7 protein-coding genes are annotated in these 19,731 nt (G+C 65.7%); 1 reads left to right on the plus strand and 6 read right to left on the minus strand.

Features of this window, described 5'->3' with window-relative positions:
* Nucleotides 1–1,012: 1,012 nt before the first annotated feature.
* Nucleotides 1,013–10,555 carry an RHS repeat-associated core domain-containing protein gene (locus ACFVM3_RS27520; protein WP_378442872.1) on the minus strand — a complete coding sequence of 3,181 codons (9,543 nt, stop codon included), beginning with the start codon at nt 10,553–10,555 and terminating at the stop codon, nt 1,013–1,015.
* Nucleotides 10,556–10,995: 440 nt separating this feature from the next.
* Here ACFVM3_RS27520 and ACFVM3_RS27525 point away from each other — a divergent pair, with 440 nt between their 5' ends.
* On the plus strand, nt 10,996–13,983 hold the full coding sequence (locus tag ACFVM3_RS27525; protein ID WP_378442873.1) for a PQQ-dependent sugar dehydrogenase: 2,988 nt from the start codon (nt 10,996–10,998) through the stop codon (nt 13,981–13,983).
* Between the two features lie 47 nt (nt 13,984–14,030).
* Here ACFVM3_RS27525 and ACFVM3_RS27530 read toward each other — a convergent pair whose 3' ends face one another.
* From ACFVM3_RS27530 to ACFVM3_RS27550, 5 genes are all read right to left on the minus strand, one after another.
* Nucleotides 14,031–14,837 carry an ABC transporter permease gene (locus tag ACFVM3_RS27530; RefSeq protein ID WP_378442874.1) on the minus strand — a complete coding sequence of 269 codons (807 nt, stop codon included), beginning with the start codon at nt 14,835–14,837 and terminating at the stop codon, nt 14,031–14,033.
* A gap of 9 nt (nt 14,838–14,846) precedes the next feature.
* Nucleotides 14,847–15,731, minus strand: coding sequence for an ABC transporter permease (locus ACFVM3_RS27535; RefSeq protein WP_378442875.1), 885 nt, complete (start codon nt 15,729–15,731; stop codon nt 14,847–14,849).
* A gap of 74 nt (nt 15,732–15,805) precedes the next feature.
* The gene (locus tag ACFVM3_RS27540; protein WP_378442876.1) at nt 15,806–17,011 is read right to left on the minus strand and encodes an ABC transporter substrate-binding protein; all 1,206 of its coding nucleotides are present in this window, start codon (nt 17,009–17,011) and stop codon (nt 15,806–15,808) included.
* A 28-nt stretch (nt 17,012–17,039) separates the two neighbouring features.
* Nucleotides 17,040–18,134: an ABC transporter ATP-binding protein gene (locus ACFVM3_RS27545; RefSeq protein WP_378442885.1), complete on the minus strand. Its 1,095-nt coding sequence runs from the start codon at nt 18,132–18,134 to the stop codon at nt 17,040–17,042.
* A gap of 20 nt (nt 18,135–18,154) precedes the next feature.
* Nucleotides 18,155–19,576, minus strand: coding sequence for a gamma-aminobutyraldehyde dehydrogenase (locus ACFVM3_RS27550; RefSeq protein ID WP_378442877.1), 1,422 nt, complete (start codon nt 19,574–19,576; stop codon nt 18,155–18,157).
* Between the last annotated feature and the right edge of the window lie 155 nt (nt 19,577–19,731).

Below are 19,731 nucleotides of genomic sequence, written 5' to 3' on the forward strand. Positions count from 1 at the left end.
CTATCATCGATGAATCCTATTGACAGCTCGGCGCCCTCATATGCACGAAGGGAATCGAGTGCTTCAAGGAATCCCAGCGAAGCCTGGCCAGAGCGACGGGTTCCGCGTTCCCGCCTCTCATAGATGGAGACGAGATGTTGAGTTGCGATACCTTCAGGCCAGACCTTGTAATCGGCACCATCGCCGAGGGCAGTTCGGGAAAGAAGCCGTACCCCATCAGACCCCACGAGGAGTCGCGCAAGGTGACTTCTTTCCATAAAACTCTCCCATAGATCTGTGAACGCTTGACCTCAGACAGCACTAGCAGGATCTATCGGCCACCCGGCCTGCGCCAGGGCCTCTGTCGATACTGATCTCTGCACCATCGATCACGCCACGTAGTGCGTGCTCCGACTCTTCGTACGATTCATACATGGTTCCATGGATTCGAACATCCCTGCCGACCGGGACGCTGGCGTGCGGGATTCGCATTACGATACCTCCAGGACCAAGCTCCTCGGCAGCGTCAAGAGCGACGTCCTCGTAGTCATGAGTCCACGAAGTAAATTCGCTCCTAGCATTACCGCCCGCGTGAAGTCCCAGGTCAGAGTGCCCGCCGCGCGGGACAGCACGCCCTCCAAGGCATCATCATACTCGAAATGCCCATTTGCCCCCCGACCTTCACATCCTTTGATCGACTTACTAGACCCCATCACCACCAGCGTTTTCCACCCTACGATTCATCGTGTCACTGTTGGCAGAAAATAGTCACGTAGGGGAATTAGGATCTCCTGCGGAAATCGATTCAGCGGCGTCTTCAAGCACTTCATCCCATACTTTGATCCCCTCCGATTCGAAACCCTCTCTCAACGCCTGGCGCACCTCATCGATAGGAGAACCTTGACGGGACGACCGTACCTTCTCCAGAACTTTTCGATACTCGTGAAGATACTCTCCAACCTTCGGCATCTTGTCGTCGTATCCACCTGTACCCGACATCACCACACTCCTATCAATCCGAACGGACGATCCATCAGAAGTCCCTCCGATAAATCCTCTCCAGGTACGGCATCGCCGCCGGACTGAAGATGTGTTCAACCCTGTTGCTGACTTCGTCCGTTACGCGGGTCCGGATGCGCCCAGCGTCCTTCAACCGATCATAGTCGCACTGGCACATCTGGAAGATAAGAATTGACGGTCGTTCCCCAGCCCCGGTGCGCGTCGCGCCGAATGACGCTGCGGCGCTTAGTGTTTCACTATCAGTCGAGTTCACCTGGTAAGTAAACAAGCTTCCCGGCTGGTTCAAGGAGCCTCCATGGGCGTTCGCCCGCGCTGCATGTCCGTTCAGTCCATTGGCGTCGATGTTGTCCGCGTGCGTTGAGGACGTCCCGTGCACGAAGTCAAGCTTCGTGTCGCAGTTGTGGGTGAGGACCGGTGTATGGCCTGCGACGACATAGTACGTGTGGTCGGTGTCGACCGTCAGGTTGTAAACCCGTCGCACCTCAGACCACGACCGCGTCCCCGTAACAGTGGCGTCCCGATGATCCCCGGTCTCCAGCCGATGACCAGCCTTCAAATCAACAGCGTTCGACCACCGCTTCTCCGACTCCACCCAGAACGGATGCTCATCCGTCGCCACCACAGACCCACGACCGGCCTCACCCGCGACACCGACCTCCACCAGAGTCCGCTTACTCGCATGCGAACGGGCATCCGTCACCACCCGAACCGCGGAACGCCCCGTCGTCGGATCCTTCGCCAGGACCTTGTCCCCGACCTTCACATCCTTGATCGGCTTACGAGACCCGTCACCCATCACCACCAGCGTGTTCGGGTCAAAACTGTTGCCAGTAGCACAACTCCCGGCCGGACCGCCCGACGACTCGTCGTGATGCTTACCCCGCCCCTTGTTCCGCCCGGACAAACCACCCAGAGCGGACAAGGCATCGTCAGGAGAAGCACCAGACTGAGCGACCTCCGACACCGCCGTCACGGTCTCCGCGACGTTCTGGACGACGTTGCCGTCCCCCACCACCTGCTTCTTGAAGAAGTCGAAGACCCGGCCCGCGTCCTGCACGTCTGCCTTGAACGCCTGCACCACCCGCGCCGGCGTCAACGGAGACGACGACACCAAATCCGTCCCCTTGAACACCGGCTTCAGTGCCGCCTTCAACGTCGGAATCGGATTCCGCTTCGCCGTCCGTTCCGCGGCACCCCGCGCAGCAGCGGCAGCCGCCTTCTTCTTCGCCAGGATCGCCGCGGCCCGCCGAGCCGCCGCAGCGGCGGCCGCGGCAGCCGCCTTACGCGCAGCCGCTACCGCGGACGCCTTCCGTGCGGCGGCGGACGCGGCATCGTCGACACCTCGGCGAGCGGCACCGGCGACATCATCTGCATAGCGACGGCCGACACCGATCGCGTCGTCGGCGTGGCGGCCCGCTCGCCGGCCATTGCCGATGAAGTCGCCCGCCTTCCGCGCCCACTTCGCGGCGGTCGCGGCGTTGCCACCGAACGGGATCGCGCCCGCCACCGACCAGGCGGCGTTCTCCCAGTCACCCTCGGCCGCGTAGATTGCGGCATTCGCGAGGTCGGCGATCTCGCCGATACCGGGGATCATGCCCGCCACGTCCAGGGCGGTGTGCACGATGGTGCCCGCCTTGTCCCACAGGTCACTGAACCAACCGTGGCCATCCGGGTCGAAGTAGTTCAGCGGCGAACCCAGGACATACGAGTACCGGTTCGCACTGATCGACGGCGAGAACGGAAGCTCGATGCTGTCCCGCGAAGCGAACGTGCCGGAACCCGGCTGGTACCACCGCGCCCCCATGTTGACGTTCCCGTTGTCGGGGTCCGTCCAGTCGCCCTGGAAACCGACCGTCCGCGAAGTGCCGGTCGACGCGATCCGCTTGCCGTACGGGTCGTACGCCGTCGAGTCGACGACACCACCCGACGCGGGCGCCAGCGCGCCGACGACGTCACCGTGCCGGTCGGAAAGCGTGAGCCGGGAATCGGTCCCCTGCGAGAGTGACACCAAAGAGCCATCCGGACCGCGGCCGAAGCGTGAGACACCGTCGCTGACCGTGTCTCGTTCCATGCCCGCGTACGAGAACTTCTGACCGCCTCGGGTCGCGAGCCTGTCGAAGTCGTCGTAGGTGTACTCGGTCGTACCGAACTTGACCAGCCTGTCGAAGGCGTCGAAGGAGTACTTCTCCTCCATGCCGGACGACGTGCGTGAGGTCAGCGAACCGCGCGGCGAGTAGGCGTACGTGTAGTCGCCGTCGGCGAGGACACGGTTCCGCTCGTCGTAGGTCGCGTTCTTGTCACCCGCCTTGACCCGGTTGCCCGAGTCGTCCCAGCCGTACTCGGTCGACTTACCCGACGGGTCCGTCCAGGAGAGCATGCGGCCCTGGAAGTCGTACGAGTAGCTGTTCTGACCGGAGCCCGCCAATCCCGCGGTCGTCTTCGTCTTGACCCGGTCGTTCGGGTCATAGGTGTAGGCGATCGACGAGAGGACCGTGCCGTTCGCTTCCTTCAGGACGTCGGACTTCGGCCGTGCGAGGTTGTCGTAGTCGTAAGTCCGGACGCGGCCGGCACCGTAGTCGACCGTCTTGACTTTGCCGGCTTCGTTGTAGCCGTAGGTCAGCTTGCCGCCGGTCGCGCCGTCGGTCACGGAGTCCAGACGGCCCTTGAGATAGCCGTAACCGGTGGTGCCGGCAGCATCCTTTCGGGTGATGACGCGCCCGGCGTTGTCGTACTCGAAGGAGGACGCGCCGGAAGTACCGGTCGCGGTCAGCAGACCGCCGCGGTCGTTGTACGTGTACGCGTTGCTCCCCGCCACCCGCACACGACCGTCGGCGTCGTAAGTCCGCGACTTGTCGGCGGTCTGCGTCTCGGCGCCCGAGCCGGTCTCCGTGAGCATCCGGTTCAGCGCGTCGAACGTCCGGTCGCGGTTCACGTTTCCGGGCGCGGCCAGCCGGGTCGCGTTGCCCGTGGCGTCGTAGGACTGCGTCCAGGTCCGATCAGCCGCCGCGGGATGTGCGGCGGTGGACGGCTCGACCACCGACTCCGGCAGATTCAAGCTGTTGTAGGTGAAGACGGTCTTGTTCGATCGGCCGTCGGTGAACCTGGTGCGGTTTCCGGCCGCGTCGTAGCCGAACGACGTCGTGATCGTCTTCCCGTCCGCGACAGGTTCGATCTGACTGGACAGCCGGTTCGCCGCGTCGTAGCTGAACGTGGTGACCCGCTTCTCCCAGTCCTCCGACGTCCGCATGTTGCCGGCCAGGTCGTAGGTGAACTTCCGCTCCCGCAACACCGGCTGCGAGCCCGTCCACTGGCCGTCGACGTCGAACTCGGCGACCACGCGGCCGGCCAGGTCGTAGTTGAGTCGTTTCGTGACGCCCGCGCCGTCGCTCGCCCGGACCAGCCTGCCCTGCCGGTCATAACCCCGTTTGGTGGTGACCCCGGCCGGGTCGACCGCGGTGATCAGCTGGTTCAGCTTGTCGTAGGTGTTCAGGCTCTTCTCGCCGACCGGATTCTCGACCGCCACCACGTTTCCGGCGTCGTCGTACCGGTATTTCGTGGTGTAGGCGGCGGGCGCCGGGAACCGCTCCACCGCGGTCGACGTGGCCTTCCGGCCCAGTTCGTCGTAGGTCGCTTCGACCCGGGCACCCGTCGGCGAAGTCGCCGACAGGGGCAGGCCGGTCATCGTGTACGAGTACTTCCAGACACCGGCGGCCGTCCCACCGTCCTGCGGATCGTGCCGCTCCAGCAACCTTCCCAGCTGGTCGTATCGCAGTTCCGTCGCGTGCTGCCGGGCGTCGATCTGCTTGATCACGCGCCCCACCGCGTCGTACCGGATCTCCTTGGTCGGCGTGATCGGCGCCGTGGCACCGGGCGGCGTGTACGACGGCAGGCTCGCCTTCACCAGCTGCCCGAGTTTGTCGTACGCGGCCGTGGTGACGCGGCCGAGCGGGTCCTTCGTGTGCGTGACCGAACCGAAGGTGTCGTAGCCGGTGATCATGGTCGCTTGCGCGTCCACCGGCGCGCCACCGTTCGACTCCGTGCGGACTCGCGGACCAGTGGCCCGGATGGGCCTGGCCAGCTGGTCGTAGGCCATCGTCGTCGTGTACTGGGACGACGACTGGTTCCCCCGAGGATCGGTGACGGACACCGGCATGCCGCGTTCGTCGTAGTCCCAGTTGGTGATCAGCCGTTCCAGGCCATTGTGGACGGTCTGCTTGATTCGCTGGCCGGAGGCGTTGTATTCGAACTCGGTGATCTCAGCGGTGTTCACCTGCCCGCCGCCGGTGTTCGAGGGATTGCCGGACTTCTCGGTGCGGATCACATTGCCGCTGCGGTCGTAGGTGAACCTCGTGCTGCGGTCGAGTCCACCGGGGTCCTCGATCGACTGCGTGAGCCTGTTGACCGTGTCGTAGTCGTAGGTCGTGGTCCGGTTTCCGGCCGTGGTCTGTTTGGTCAGATTCCCCGCGCCGTCGTAGCTGTTGTTCTCCAGCACGAGGTCACGGACGTTGCCGGTGACCGGGTCCCGGTAGCCCTCCGCCACGACCTGTGCGACCAGATCGTTGGCGTAGTAGTTGTTCCTCGTCGTCCGGCCCATCGCGTCGACGTGCAGGATCTGCCGCCCGGACTCGTCGTACCGGAAGGACTCGAGCACCGTCGGCTTCGAGTTCTCCGGATCGGTGTCCCCTTCCCCGTCGCCGGGCCTGCCGTCACCGTCGGCCGGATCGACCACGCCGCCGTGCCAGCCGTGCAGGCGTACCTCCGCGACTTCGTTGCGAGCCGTATAGGCGTAGGACTTCTTCACACCGCTCGCGTCGATTTCGAACATTCGGTTGCCGAAGACGTCGAAGCCGTACCTCGTCCCCTTGCCCTCCGGGTTGACGAGATGCACGAGGCGGCCATGACCGTCGTATTCGCGAGTGGTGACGCGGGGCGGGTCGCCACCGACGAGGTCCGAAACCTCCTCGCGCTCGATGTTCCCGTCCTTGTCGTAGGACGTGACCGTCCGGGCACGATGTTTGACACCGGTCACGCCGTTCGTGGTCTCGGGCCCTGTCGCGGCCTTCACTCGCGAGAGCGCGTCGTACTCATACGTGGTCGTGATGCCGTCGGGGTACGCGTCCACGTAGATCGTGGAAGAGGTCCGCCGTCCGGCGGCGTCGTAGACGAATCGCGTCCGCATTCCGGACGCCTGCTGGATCTCGCCGAGATCGCCGGTGCTGTAGTACCGGAAGTTCGTGCTCTCTCCCGTAGCGCTCACCGTCGACAGCAACAGGTCGGCGGGCACCGGGACGCCCACGTTGTCGAGCGGCTGCTCGGTGCCCGTGGTGTAGCTGTGCACGACCTCCCCGCCATCGGGCATCCTCTGGTTGATGAGGTCGCCCTTGGCGTTGTAGAGGTACGTGGTCAGGTACCGGTTGTCCTCGGCGTTCGTGGACCTTCCGTCCCGGCTCCAGACGACCTTGTCGTTGCGCGGATCGAGCGGGTTGTCCGGGCTGAAGTGGTAGCCGAAGTACTCGGTCTGGCATCGGCCGGGCATCAGGCAGGTCCGCTTGCTGACGACGTTGCCCCGCTGGTCGAATCCGAGTGTCACCTCATTGAGGTTCTCGGAGACGATGGTGTTCTGGTTGCCTTCGTCGTCGTAGTCGTAAGTTCGAATCCCGTAACCGACTTCGCCTGCGGGCTGTCCAGCCTGGTCTTCCGGACGGACGCCGAGTCCCAGGGGAGTGACCGTCCGCAGAATCCGGCCGCGGACCGGGTCGTAGTCGAAGATGTGGTTGCGGTTCCCCGGATCGGTGAACTGAACGGTGCGGATGAGATTGTTCTCTTCACCGGTGATCACCGGCACGCCGAGGCGCCAGTTCCCACCGTTGCGGTCGGTGTAACTCTTCACCCGTTCGCTGACCGTGTCATATTCGACTTCGGCGGCGATCTTGCCGCTGGGCAGGGTGATTTTGCTGAGCCCTTCGGACGGCTGAGCGGCCTGGAACTGCTCGCGGACCGCGTTGTCCCCCAACGGTTTGGTATAGACGGCAACCTCGTCGATCGCGCCGGCGAAGTACCCGTGGTCGTTGCCGGGCTTGGCAGGCCAGTTACCGGACACGAAGCCGGCGCCCACGTACGTCTTGGTCTGGTTGCGGTGATCTATCACGCCCTGCTTGGTCGCGACCTGGACACCGTCGAGATAGAGCCATTGTGTCGCCAGCGACCCGGAAAGCACCACATGGTGCCACTTGCCGTCGTTGACCACACCGGAAGTGCTCATCGGCGCGGTCGTGCCGTCCGAAAACTGTCCGTAGAGCTTTCCGTTCGTCCCGACGTACAACGCCGGTGTGTAGGCGTTCTGCAGCGAACCCGAGATCTCGTTCTGCTGGTAACCCAGCAGGACACCCGCACCACTGGTCTTGAACCACAGACCGACCGAGAGATCCCTGCTCTTCTTGATCGCCCCGTCCGGGAGTTGCAGCACCGAGGTCGACCCGTTGAACGTCGCGGCGGTGTCGGCGGAGCCCGGCACCGCTCCCGCCGTCCCGAGCACGACGTTCTTGTACTTGCCGTTGTCCTTGCCCCGGTTGAACGCCACCTGGCTGACGGCGGTCTCTCCGCTCTGATCGCCCAATCGCCAGTAGCCGTCAGGTGCGGTGTCATTGACGACCGTGCGGAATCTGGACTGATCGGCGTAGTCGTACCGGGTGACGTTCGCCAGGGGGTCTTCGACCTCTCGCAACCGATTGCCCTCGTACGAGTACTTCCAATTCCGGATCTGACCGTCGACCTCGGTCGCGAACACCTCGGCGACCTTGCGGTCCTGGATCCGGAAGACCAGTTGCCGCCCGCTGGCCAGGTCGAGGGCACGGGTGAGAGCGTCGCCCTCCCAGTAGATCCTGACGCCGCGCCCGACGCCGTCGGCGTAACCGGTCAGCTTGCCCGCTGAGTCGAAGCGATACGTGGTCGCCGACTTGTCGGTCAGCGACCAGCCGCCGTCCGGCTCGGATTTGAAACCGGCGAACCGGCCCTGCGGCGGCGCGTAGGTGCCGTCCGGGTTGAGCCCGAACCGCAGCTGCTGGCCATCGGGATAGGTGACCAGGGCGTTCCCCGCGTAGTCCCGGACCACGCGCATGTCGTACTTCGTCGCCCATCCCGTGCCGAACCAGTGATCGCGACGGGGGTCCAAGGTGTTGTAGGTCCGGATGACACTCAGGCCCGGACCGGCCGTCGGCATCTGGACGTCGACCGCGCTGGAGTGGTAGTTGCCGACCATCGGGTCGAAGTCACGGTCGGTCCCGCTGTGCGGGGTCATGGCCATATGCGAGGTGATCGCCGGCTGCGGTACGGCGCTCAAGATGGCGCTGAACGGCAGCGCTTCGCTCTCGCTGTTGCCGTCGAACGCGAACGAGCGCCAGAGGTAGAACTTGTTCCAGAACAACTTCTTGTCCGGAATCGTCCAGGTCGGACTCGTCTGGTGCGCCGAACTGAAGCAGTTGACCGGGTTGTCGTCCGCACCCTTTTCGCAGACCTCGAACCGGTATTTCAAAGTGCTGCCCGCGGGCGGGTCGACGTCGATACCGCTCGCCCACAACTGCGGGGTCAGCGTCTGGACGGAGGCGCCGTTGAGCGGGTACTGCTGCTTGACGAACGGCGGCACGTCGTACACGTCGAGGCCGATCCGAGCGGGCGCGACCTGGTGATCGGTGAAGTAGTCGCCGGGCTTGCGGAGCATGCTGAAGTCGAGGAGATAGCTGCCAACCCCGATCGGCTTGATCTCCGCGTCCAGTGTGACGGAAGCACCGCGCGCCACGTCACCGGGAAGCTCGGCCGCGATCTGGGATCCGAGCGGGTTGCCACTCCGGTCGTAAACGCGATAACCCAGCGCGAAATCGTTGCCCGACCAGGCCTGCGCCCCACGGTTCGTCACCGTGATCTTGACCTTGCCAGGGGTCGCCCGGGTGACCGGCGGTTCCGGTGTGGCGCGGTCGATGCGGTAGTCGGCGTTGTAAGGCGAGTGCGTCACGTACAGACGCGGCGGGTTGGCGGTTCCGAAGCCGGTGAAGCGCTTCCACGCCGCCGGATCCGTCGGCGCTTGAAGGGCGAGACCATGGTTCGGAGCACCGCCTGCCCACTGCTGAACGAGGTCCCGGCCGCCGATACCCAGGTCGATCAGCTCGTGGGCGGTCGGGCAGTTCGACCTGGTCGCCAAGGGAGCCATGTAGCCGTGGGAGAAGACCCCGCCACCCAGCGCACCGCCGATCGGGGGCGTCCCGGAGGCACCCCAGTCCGCGGTGACCGGGTGCACGCTCATCGGACGAGGAGTACAAGAGCCGGACCAGAAGTTGGTCAGCTGTAGCTGGGTACCGAAGATCCGGTTGTCCTTCAGATCTCCGCCGATGCCGCCGAACCGCAGGTAGCTCGAAGCGGTCTTGCCGCCGCTGCGGCCGATGCGCAACTCACTGAGGTTGGTGAACCGAGTGCCGTTCTCCACCACGAGGTTGCCGGTGCTGACCGATTCCTTGACCACGGTGGGATCGACCCGCACGGGGTAGACCCTGGCCGGGTCTCGCAGCCACGCGGAGTCGAGTTCCACCCGGAGGATCTGTTTGCCATCACGGCTCCCGAGCCGATAGGTGACGCCATAGGAGGTCGCGGGTTCGCCGCTTTCCTGCCGGCTGGAGTCGAGCATGTAACCCGCCGGGACGCGCAGGACGACCGCACCCGCCCCGTCGACGAAGACCACCTGGCCCTCGGCGATCCTCGCTTCGAGTCCTTTCAGGTCCAGCGCGAACTCCCAGGCGTGGGGAGCGCCGGCGTTCTTGAGGACGAACCACTCCTTGGCCGCGCCCGCGGTGAACTCGACCCGCATGTCGGCGTTCGGCAGTACGTCGGCGTAACCGACCGCGTTGCCTTCCGCCCGTCCGGCCGACGCACGCGCACCCAGGAGGGTGAAGGCGGCCTCGTGTCCGGCACCGTCGCTCACCCGCATCGAGCCACTCGTCTGTCCCATGTGGACCTGAAGCTCGTCGCCCGCCTTGCGCCATCCACCTGCCTGGTCTGGCACGGCGCGGGTGTCGACGGGACCGAACCCACCCTCGGGCAGGGGGAAGTTCAGCGGATCCTGGCCGTAGACGGTGGTCTGCGTACCGTCGGGGTTGTCGTAAACGCTGCTGTGCGTGGTGCGCCGCTGTGGTAGTTCCTTACTGGCCTGCGCGTCGAAACCGCGCACTTGGGCGGCAGGCGGCGGTACGACGTTGGCGCTACCGCGCTTGTCGGAGGCCGGTTCGGGAAAGGTGATCGGCGGGTATTTCGACTGAAGCGAAGTGGCCGTCGCCCGATTGATCGCGGGCGTCGCGCCGTTGTCGGGGGTCGGCCGGTCCGGGACACCTTCGGCGGATCCCGACTCCTGCTTCGGCGCGTCCGCCACAGCCGACGCACCCGCCTCGTCCGACGACGGAAACCGCTGCGAAGCCGCCGGTCCCAGCGTCGCCACGAGCGCGACGATCAGCAGCAACGCGAGCGTCACCCGGAGTCTTGCGCGCAGGACAGGTCCACGACGGATCCGCTTCATGACTTCCCCCCTTGGGACGCCCACCCAGGACAGCCCTCGGCTCCTTCAGAGCAGGTCGGCGAGTTGATATTGCTGGGCGACGAGGCGTCCGGCAAGGCTTTTCACCGATTTTGGGCCGAATGGCCGTGGCCGAACGGGCACGCGCGAATGGTCGAACGACCATCGATCAGACGTTCGATAAGAAGAATGACGCGTTAGCCGAAGATGAGCCAGATCACAAATCTTCGCGAGCGGCGCGCGAATCACACTTTCGGCCGAATGACGGCACCCTGACCAGCCGCTAGCGTCCGGCGTGCTCATAGCCAGAAACGAGGGCGCTGGGGGCGGAAGGTCGCGTCGCGTTACAGAATGGGCAACTCTGTCGCGCCGACGCGATTTTTTGTGCGTTCGTGAGCACTTTCCGCGCATGGCACTCTCCGTATTCGGAGAAGGAAGGTCCAATGCGGACTCGAAGATCCCTGGTCGTCTCCGCGGCCGCCACGGTGCTGCTCGGCACCGTGGTCAGCACGGCACCCCCGGCACAGGCCGCACCGGCACTCCCCACGGGGTTCGCCCTGATCGACACACCCACCGGCCAGCAGGCCGGAGATCTCACCGACGCCGCCTATCTCCCGGACGGAAGCGCGCTGACGACCGGCCGGCTGGGGTCGGTCCAGCTGGTACCACGAGGCGGCCAGCCGGTACAGATCGCCTCGCTTCCGGTACACACCACCGGTTCGCTCGGCCTCACGGGCATCGCGGTGGCACCGGACTTCACCACCAGTCGAACGGTCTATACCACTCGAGCCCTCGCGACCAGTACGTCCACTCAGGTGTTCCGCCTCAGCAAATGGCGGGCGGACGGCGTGGGCGCACCGACGGGACTCACGGACGAAACATCCGTCCTGGAGTTCCCGGTCAACGCCGACAGCAAGGGCATCCAGGACGTCGTCGTGGACCCCGGTGGCGATGTCCTCTGGGTCGCGGTCGGGGACAACGCGACCGTTCAGGCTCCGGCCGGTGCGACCAAGGACAACGTGGACAAGTTCGCCTTGAGAGCGCTCGACCCGGCTCAACCGACGGGCAAGGTGCTTCGCGTCGGTACTGACGGCAAAGGGCGGGTGGACAACCCCTTCTACGACCCGGGGGCTCCGACGTCCTGGCGTAGCCGCAACTACACAAGCGGACTGCGCGATCCGCGGATCGCGGTGGATCCTCGGGGCGGCGTCGTCGTCACCGACATCGGCTGGGCTGCCCGCAGCGAAGCGAATCTGGCCTTCCCGGGCCAGAACCTGAAATGGCCTTGCTGGGAAGGAACCGCGCGTGCGCCTGGCTACCGCGATCTCCCGGAATGCGCCAACGTCGCGAACTCCGTACCACTCAGTGAGGCGACACAGGGAGCCACGGACACCCTCGTCGGCGGAGTTCCCTACGTTGGGACTTCGTATCCTGAGGCTTATCGAGGTCTTCATTTCGTAGCCAACAAGAGCGGTCACACGCTCTCGACTTTCGCCTTCGACGCAGGGGGCAAGACCACCCAGGCGATCAACGCGATCGCGTCCGACATCGGCGATCCGGTCGCCGTTCTGACGGCACCGAACGGTGATATCGTCCTGGCCGACTCCGCGTCTTCCAAACTGCGAAGGTTGAGTTACAAGCCGGCGAACAAGGCTCCCATCGCGGCGTTCACCGGAACCGTGACGCCAGACACGAAGAAGATCTCCTTCGACGCCGGAGCGTCGAGCGACCCGGACCTGGAGACCCTCGACTACCAATGGACCTTCGGGGACGGCACCACCGGCAGCGGGCCGGTCGTAGAACACACGTACTCGACCGGCGACGCGGTGACGGTCAGTCTCACGGTGAGCGACGCGCACGGTGCGGTGACGAACACCAGCCAGACCTTCGTTCCCGGTGAAGCCACCCCCGCGCTCTCGCTCGCGGCTCCTGACCCGAACACCGTCTTTTCCAGCGGCGAAACAGTCTCCGTGGGAGCTTCGGCCGAGGACCCCATCGATGGACCGCTGACCGTGAAGTGGCGGGCGGAGCGGATGCGCTGCCCTCAGAGCAATGCCTGCGAATACTCCACGCTTCGTACCGGCACGGGCCCCACTCTCTCGTTCGCCTTCCCGAACGAAACCGACACCCGTGTCGTGGTCACCGCGACGGCGGAGAACAGCCGCGGCGTCATCACGAATCAGCGGTACACCGTCAACCCGCGGACGGCTCGGTTGGCTGTGGTCGGCAGCCGTCCCGCGCGGGTCAGGGTAGGGGTGAACGAGAGCGCCAACCGGCTGGTGACCGTGAACTCCTCCGTTCAGATCTCCGCACCTCTCAAATCCCTGGACGCGGCGAACTTCGTCAAATGGCCGGACAACCAGAGCACCGAGCCGGTGCGTCAGGTCCAGATGCCCGTCGCGGGCCTCACCCTCCGTGCGGAGTACCAGACACCGATCCAGAAGCGCTACGCGGACGAAGCCCCTCTCCGGACGCTCGTGGGCACTCCGGTGGGGCTGGAGCTCATAGAAGGTGACGGGCACTGGCAGCTGTACACCTCGGGACGTCTGTATTGGACGGAGCAGTACGGCGTCAAAACCGTCGCCGGGGAGATCCTGACCAAGTACGTCACACTAGGCGCGCACGCGTTCCTGGGGTCGCCGAAGACCGACGAGCTCGTGGCCAGAGCGAACAATGGCCGCTACAACGACTTCGTAGGAGGCCCGCTCACCAGTGACGCGTCGATCTACTGGACCTCCAGCATCGGAGCCATGGCGATCTACGGCGAAATCCGGGCGAAGTGGCTGGCGACCGACGGCGAGGCCGGACCGCTCGGCTTCCCGACCACCGACGAGGCGGGCACACCGGACGGTATCGGACGGTACAACCACTTCTTGAACAACAATGCCTCGATCTATTGGACCGCGGCGACCGGCGCGCGCTACGTGAAGGGCAGTATCTGGCAGAAGTGGCGATCACTGGGTTGGGAGCGGTTCTTCGGCTACCCGACCACCGACGAGATGACCACGTCTGACGGCGTCGGCCGGTACAACCACTTCAGCGGGAACGGCTCGATCTACTGGTCACCGTCGACGAACGCCTTCGAGATCCACGGATCGATCCGGGAGCGATACAAGGCGCTCGGATGGGAAGTGGGGACCGGCTACCCCATCACCGACGAGACATGGACACCCGGAAACACCGGTAAGTACAACCACTTCCGCCAAGGCGGATTCGATCACTCGATCTACTGGCGTGCGGGCACGAACAACGCGTGGGAGGTCCGGGGGTTCATTCGGCTGCGCTGGCGGGATCTCGGCTGGGAGACGTCGTATCTCGGCTTCCCGGTCGGCGGTGAATACACCACGCCGACCGGTTACCGCAGCGACTTCCAGTACGGCTACATCACTTACAACAGTACGACGGGTGCACTCGAAGACCGCCGGTACTGAGTGAAACGCCGGTGCGGCCCGCGAAAGGCCGCACCGGCGTTTCGTTTCTACAGCCGTCCGCCCGACGTCGTGTCGCCGGAAAGCCGTTGCGCCAGATACACCGGCACGGTCGAGGCCAGGATCAGCACCGCCGCCACGACGTTGACGATCGGCGCCTGGTTCGGCCGGAACAGGTTGTTCAGGATCCAGATCGGCAGGGTCTCCAGCCCGGTCCCGAGGGTGAACGTCGTGACGATGATTTCGTCGAAGGACAGGGCGAACGCCAGCAGGCCGCCTGCCAGCAGGGCCGATCGCAGCATCGGGAAGGTCACCAGCCGGAACGTGGTGAGCCCGTCGGCCCCGAGGTCCATCGACGCCTCTTCGAGGTTGCCGCCCATGCGCCGCAGGCGCGCGACGACGTTGTTGAACACCACCACGATGCAGAACGTCGCGTGCGCGACGATCGCGGTGAACAGGCCCAGATCGATGCCGAGGATGGTGCGGAAGGCGTTGTTCAGCGCGATACCGGTGACGATACCGGGCAGCGCGATCGGCAGGATGATCAGCAGCGACACCTGGTCGCGGCCGAAGAAGCGGTACTTCTGCAGTGCGAAGGCCGCCATCGTGCCGAGTACCAAGGCGATCGCGGTCGCGGCGAGTCCTGCTCGGACACTCGTCCACAGTGCGTTCAGCGCGCCTTCGTTCTCCGCGGCCCGGCCCCACCATTCGAGGGTGAAGCTGGACGGCGGCCAGCTGAAAGTGGTGTCCGCGTTGAAGGAATTGAGCAGCACCACGAGCAACGGGAAGTAGATCACCGCGAGGCCGAGCACCAGCGCCGCGAGCAGAAGATATTTGGTCGTCCGGGAAAGCCGCATCGCGCGCTCCTACAGGTTGTCCAGCGCGCCCGTGCGGCGCACGGCGGCGAGGTAGGCGAGCATGATCACCACGGGTACGGTCGCGACGGTCGCCGCGAACGGCAGGTTGTTGGCCGCGCCGATGTTGTCGTAGACGACGTTGCCGAGCATCTGCGACGTGCCGCCGACGATCTTCACCGCGATGTAGTCGCCCAGCGACAACGAGAACGTGAAGATCGAGCCGGCGACGACGGCCGGGAACGTCACCGGCAGCACCACCGAGCGGAACGTCCGGAACGGCCGGGCGCCGAGGTCGCCCGAAGCGTCCACCAGGGAGTTCGGCAGCCGTTCCAGGCCCGCGTAGATCGGCAGGATCATGTACGGCAGCCAGAGATACGCCAGGGTGATCACGGTCGCGAGCACGCCGTAGCCGGGGCTGTCGAGGCCGAACGGGTTCAGCAGCCAGTGCAGGACCCCGTTGCCGGACAACATGGTCCGCCACGCGTAGGCCTTCACCAGGTAGCTCGCCCACAGCGGCGTCATGACCGCGATCACCAGGAGCCGCCGCGCCCTCGGCGAGGCGAATTTGGCCATGTAGAACGCCATCGGGAAGGCGATGATCGCGGTGACCACCGTGACGAGCGCGGCGATCCCGACCGTCCGGAAGGTGATCGTGCGGTACACCGCGTCGCTGAAGAGGGTGACGAAGTTGTTCAGCGACCACTCGGTCACGACCTGGCCGGTGAAGACGTCGGTGCTCCAGAACGCGGTCACGAACAACGCGGCCAGTGCGCCGAGGTAGGCGAGGCCGAGCCACAGCATCGGCGCGGACAGCAGGATTCCCAGTCGCAGCCGGGGTTTGCGGTACAGGAAGGCGGAGGTCTTCCGCCTCGGTGAATCGAGGGTGGTCGTCATTTTTCCACCTAGGAATGGGACCGGGAGCGGACGGCGTTGGGGGGCACCACCGTCCGCTCCCGGAGTTCGTGAGGTCAGCCCTTGATCTCGGTCCAGGCGCGGGTCCACTCGCCGTAGTCCTTGCACTTCACGTCGGTGCGGCCGTCGAGGCACTGCGCGATCGGCGTCGTCCAGTACTGGATCTTCGAGGCGTACGCGGCGTCGCCGGCGTGGAAGGTCTCGCAGTGCGCCTTGTTCTTGGTTTCGGCGCACGCCTTGGGGTTCGACGGCGATTCGCCGAAGTACTCGGCGACCTGCGCGTTGGCCTTCGGGCTGACGATGTGGTTCAGCCACTTGTAGGAGCACGTCTTGTGCGGCGACTTCGCTCCCACCATCCAGGTGTCCGACCAGCCGGTCGCGCCCTCGGACGGCAGCACGGACTCGACCGGCGCGCCCTCGCTCTTGGTCAGGTTCACCGTCACCTGCCAGGCGGTGCCGACGACGGCGTCGCCGCTCTTGAGCGCCTGGCTCTCCTTCAGGTAGTCCGACCAGTACTCCGCCACCATCGGGCGCTGCTGCTTGAGCAGGTCGACGGCGGCCTGGAACTGCTTGTCGTCCAAGGCGTACGGGTTCTTGATGCCGAGTTCGGGTTTGTGCGTCTGCAGGTACAGCGCCGCGTCGGCGATGTAGATCGGCGAGTCGTAGGCGGTGATCTTGCCCTTGTACGGGCTGTTCGCGTCGAACATGACCGACCAGGACGTCGGCGCCGGGGTCACCTTGTCGGTGCGCCAGGTGAGCAGGTTCGCGCCCCAGCCGTGCGGCACGCCGTAGGACACGTTGTTCACGCTGTTCCACGGGCGGTTCTTGAGGAAGTCGAAGACGTCGGCGTAGTTGGGCACGAGCGCGGTGTTCACCGGTTCGACGTCTCCGGACGCGATGAGCCGCAGCGAAGCGTCACCGGAGGCGGAGATGACGTCGTACTGTCCGGTCTTCATCAGGCTCACGGCCTCGTCGGAGGTGCCGAACGCCTTGACGTTGACCTTGCAGCCGGTCTCCTTCTCGAAACCGGTGACCCAGTCGACGGCCGGATCGTTGGAGCCGTTCTCCGCGTAGCCGGGCCAGGCCAGCACGTTGACCTGGCCTTCCGGCTGGCCGAGCTGCGCGAGCGCGTCGAGCTTCGGCGGGGTGAAGCCCTGCCCGCCGGGCGCGGCCGCGGTCGAACCGGATCCGGAGGTTCCGCAGGCGGCCACGAGCAGGCCGGCGCCGAGCAGGCCGGCGAGCGCGAGTTTCCTGTTCTTCATTGAACAAACCTTTCGGTGCTGGGGAGGGCTAACCGGCTTCGGGGACGCGGAAGCTGTGTTCGTGCCGCCAGCTCAGGCGGACACGGCCGCCCTCGAAGTCCGCGGGTTCGGCGGTGTTCTGCCGGACCACGGAGAGCTGGCCGCCGGCGTCGAGGGTCACCTCGTAGCGCACGGTCGCGCCGGCGTAGACGGTGTTGGTGACGGTGCCGGTGGCGCTGGTTTCACCGACCTCGGCGGATTTCGAGAGATCGGCGTCGATGCGGATCTTTTCGGGGCGGATGCTGAACACACCGGGTTTGCCGATGATGTTCTCGGCGCCGCCGCCGCTGAGCAGGTTCGAGGTGCCGACGAAGCCGGCGACGAACGCCGACGCGGGCCGTTCGTAGACCTCGACCGGTGAGCCGACCTGTTCGATCCGGCCGGCGTTGAACACCGCGATGCGGTCGCTCATCGTCAACGCCTCGTCCTGGTCGTGGGTGACGAAGATGAAGGTGATGCCGACGTCGCGCTGGATCTGTTTCAGCTCGGCCTGCATGGTGTGGCGCAGTTTCAGGTCGAGGGCGCCGAGTGGTTCGTCGAGCAGGAGCACCTTCGGCCGGTTGACCAGTGCCCTGGCGAGCGCGACGCGCTGACGCTGGCCGCCGGAGAGCTGGTCGGGTTTGCGCTCGCCGAACTCGCCGAGCCGGACGGTGTCGAGAGCGTCCTTCGCGCGCTGACGTCGCTCCGCGCGGGGGACCCGCTTCACCCGGAGGCCGTACTCGACGTTCTGCTGCACGGTCATGTGCGGGAAGAGCGCGTAGTCCTGGAAGACGGTGTTGACGTCGCGGTCGAACGGGGCGAGGCGGCTGACGTCGCGGCCGTGCAGTTCGATCGTGCCCGCCGTCGGGAGTTCGAAGCCGGCGATCATGCGGAGCACGGTCGTCTTGCCGGAGCCGGACGGGCCGAGCATCGAGAAGAACTCGCCGGGCGGGATGTCGAGGTCGACGCCGTCGACCGCGTGAACCTGGCCGAACTCCTTGCGCAGGCCGCGCAGCCGGATGGCCGGAATGTCGCCTCCACCTGCGGAAGTGATAGCAAAGGTCCCTTGCTCCCCCGCGGCGGTCGCGGGCGCTTGATGCGGCATGGCGTGCCTTTCGGTGGTCGTCACAGCGCGCTCATCACGTGCTTGACGCGGGTGTAGTCCTCGAGGCCGTAGAGCGAGAGGTCCTTGCCATAGCCCGACTTCTTGAAGCCGCCGTGCGGCATTTCGGCGACCAGCGGGATATGCGTGTTGATCCACACGCAGCCGAAGTCGAGCTTTCGGGCCAACCGCATCGCCCGCTGGTGGTCGGTGGTCCACACCGACGACGCGAGCGCGTACTCGACGCCGTTGGCCGCGGCGAGCGCTTCGGCTTCGGTCTCGAAGCGCTGGACGGTGATGATCGGGCCGAAGATCTCCGTCTGGCTGATCTCGTCGTCCTGCCGGACGCCGGAGATCACCGTCGGTTCGTAGAAGTAACCCTCGTCCCCCTGCCGCTTACCTCCACAGTGGACTACCGCGTGTTCGGGCAGCCGGTCGACGAACCCGGCGACCCGGTCGAGTTGCGCGGCGTTGTTGAGCGGTCCGTAGCTGACCGACGTGTCGTCGGGCTTGCCGGTGGTGGTCGCGCGCGCCTGCCGGGTGAGTGCGGCGACGAAGGTGTCGTGGACCTCGTCGGCGACCAGTACCCGCGTAGCCGCCGTACAGTCCTGGCCCGCGTTGAAGTACCCGGCGGCGGCGATGCCCTCAGCGGCCGCGTCGATGTCGGCGTCCGCGAAGACCACTACAGGCGCTTTACCGCCGAGCTCCAGGTGTACGCGCTTCACGTCCTTCGCGGCCGAAGCGGCGACCTCGATCCCAGCCCGCACGGAGCCGGTGATGGACACCATCGCGGGGATGTCGTGCTCGACGAGCGCGCGCCCGGTGTCGCGGTCGCCGCAGATCACGTTGAGCACGCCGGGCGGCAGGAATTCGGCGCAGATCTCGGCGAAGAGCAGGGTCGACGCCGGCGTCGTGTCGGCCGGTTTGAGCACCACGGTGTTCCCTGCGGCGAGGGCGGGCGCGATCTTCCAGACCGCCATGAGAAGCGGATAGTTCCACGGCGTAACCTGCGCGCACACGCCGATCGGCTCTCGGCGGACGAAAGAGGTATGCCCTTCCATGTACTCGCCCGCCGACCGTCCTTCGAGGACACGCGCGGCCCCCGCGAAGAACCGCAACTGGTCGACGATCATCGGCAGTTCTTCGGCCGCGGTGAGCGCGACCGGCTTGCCGGTGTCCGCCGATTCGACGAGCACGATCTCTTCCGCGCGGGCTTCGACGGCGTCCGCGATCTTCAGCAGCGCGAGCTGGCGCTGCGCGGGCGTGGTCTCTCGCCAGGTTTCGAAGGCGGCGGCCGCGGCCTTGAGCGCGCGGTCGACGTCTTCGGGGCCGGCGACGGCGGCGGTGCGATACGGGCGGCCGGTGACGGGATCGACGACGTCGGCGACCTGGCCAGACGCGGATCCGGTGTACTCACCGCCGATGAAGTGCTTCAACTGCTGCACGAGAGCTCCTGGCTACTGGGCCTGGGGGCGTGAGGCGATAGCAAAGGTCCCTTGCTCCTTTTTGGGGCGGCGAGGGAGCTAAAACATATAAGTCCAGATGTTAAATGACAAGACGATGGGGCAAGATTGCCTCCATCGGGTAGCGGTACGGGCGA

This window comes from Amycolatopsis sp. NPDC057786 (assembly GCF_042797905.1).
Lineage (GTDB): Bacteria > Actinomycetota > Actinomycetes > Mycobacteriales > Pseudonocardiaceae > Amycolatopsis.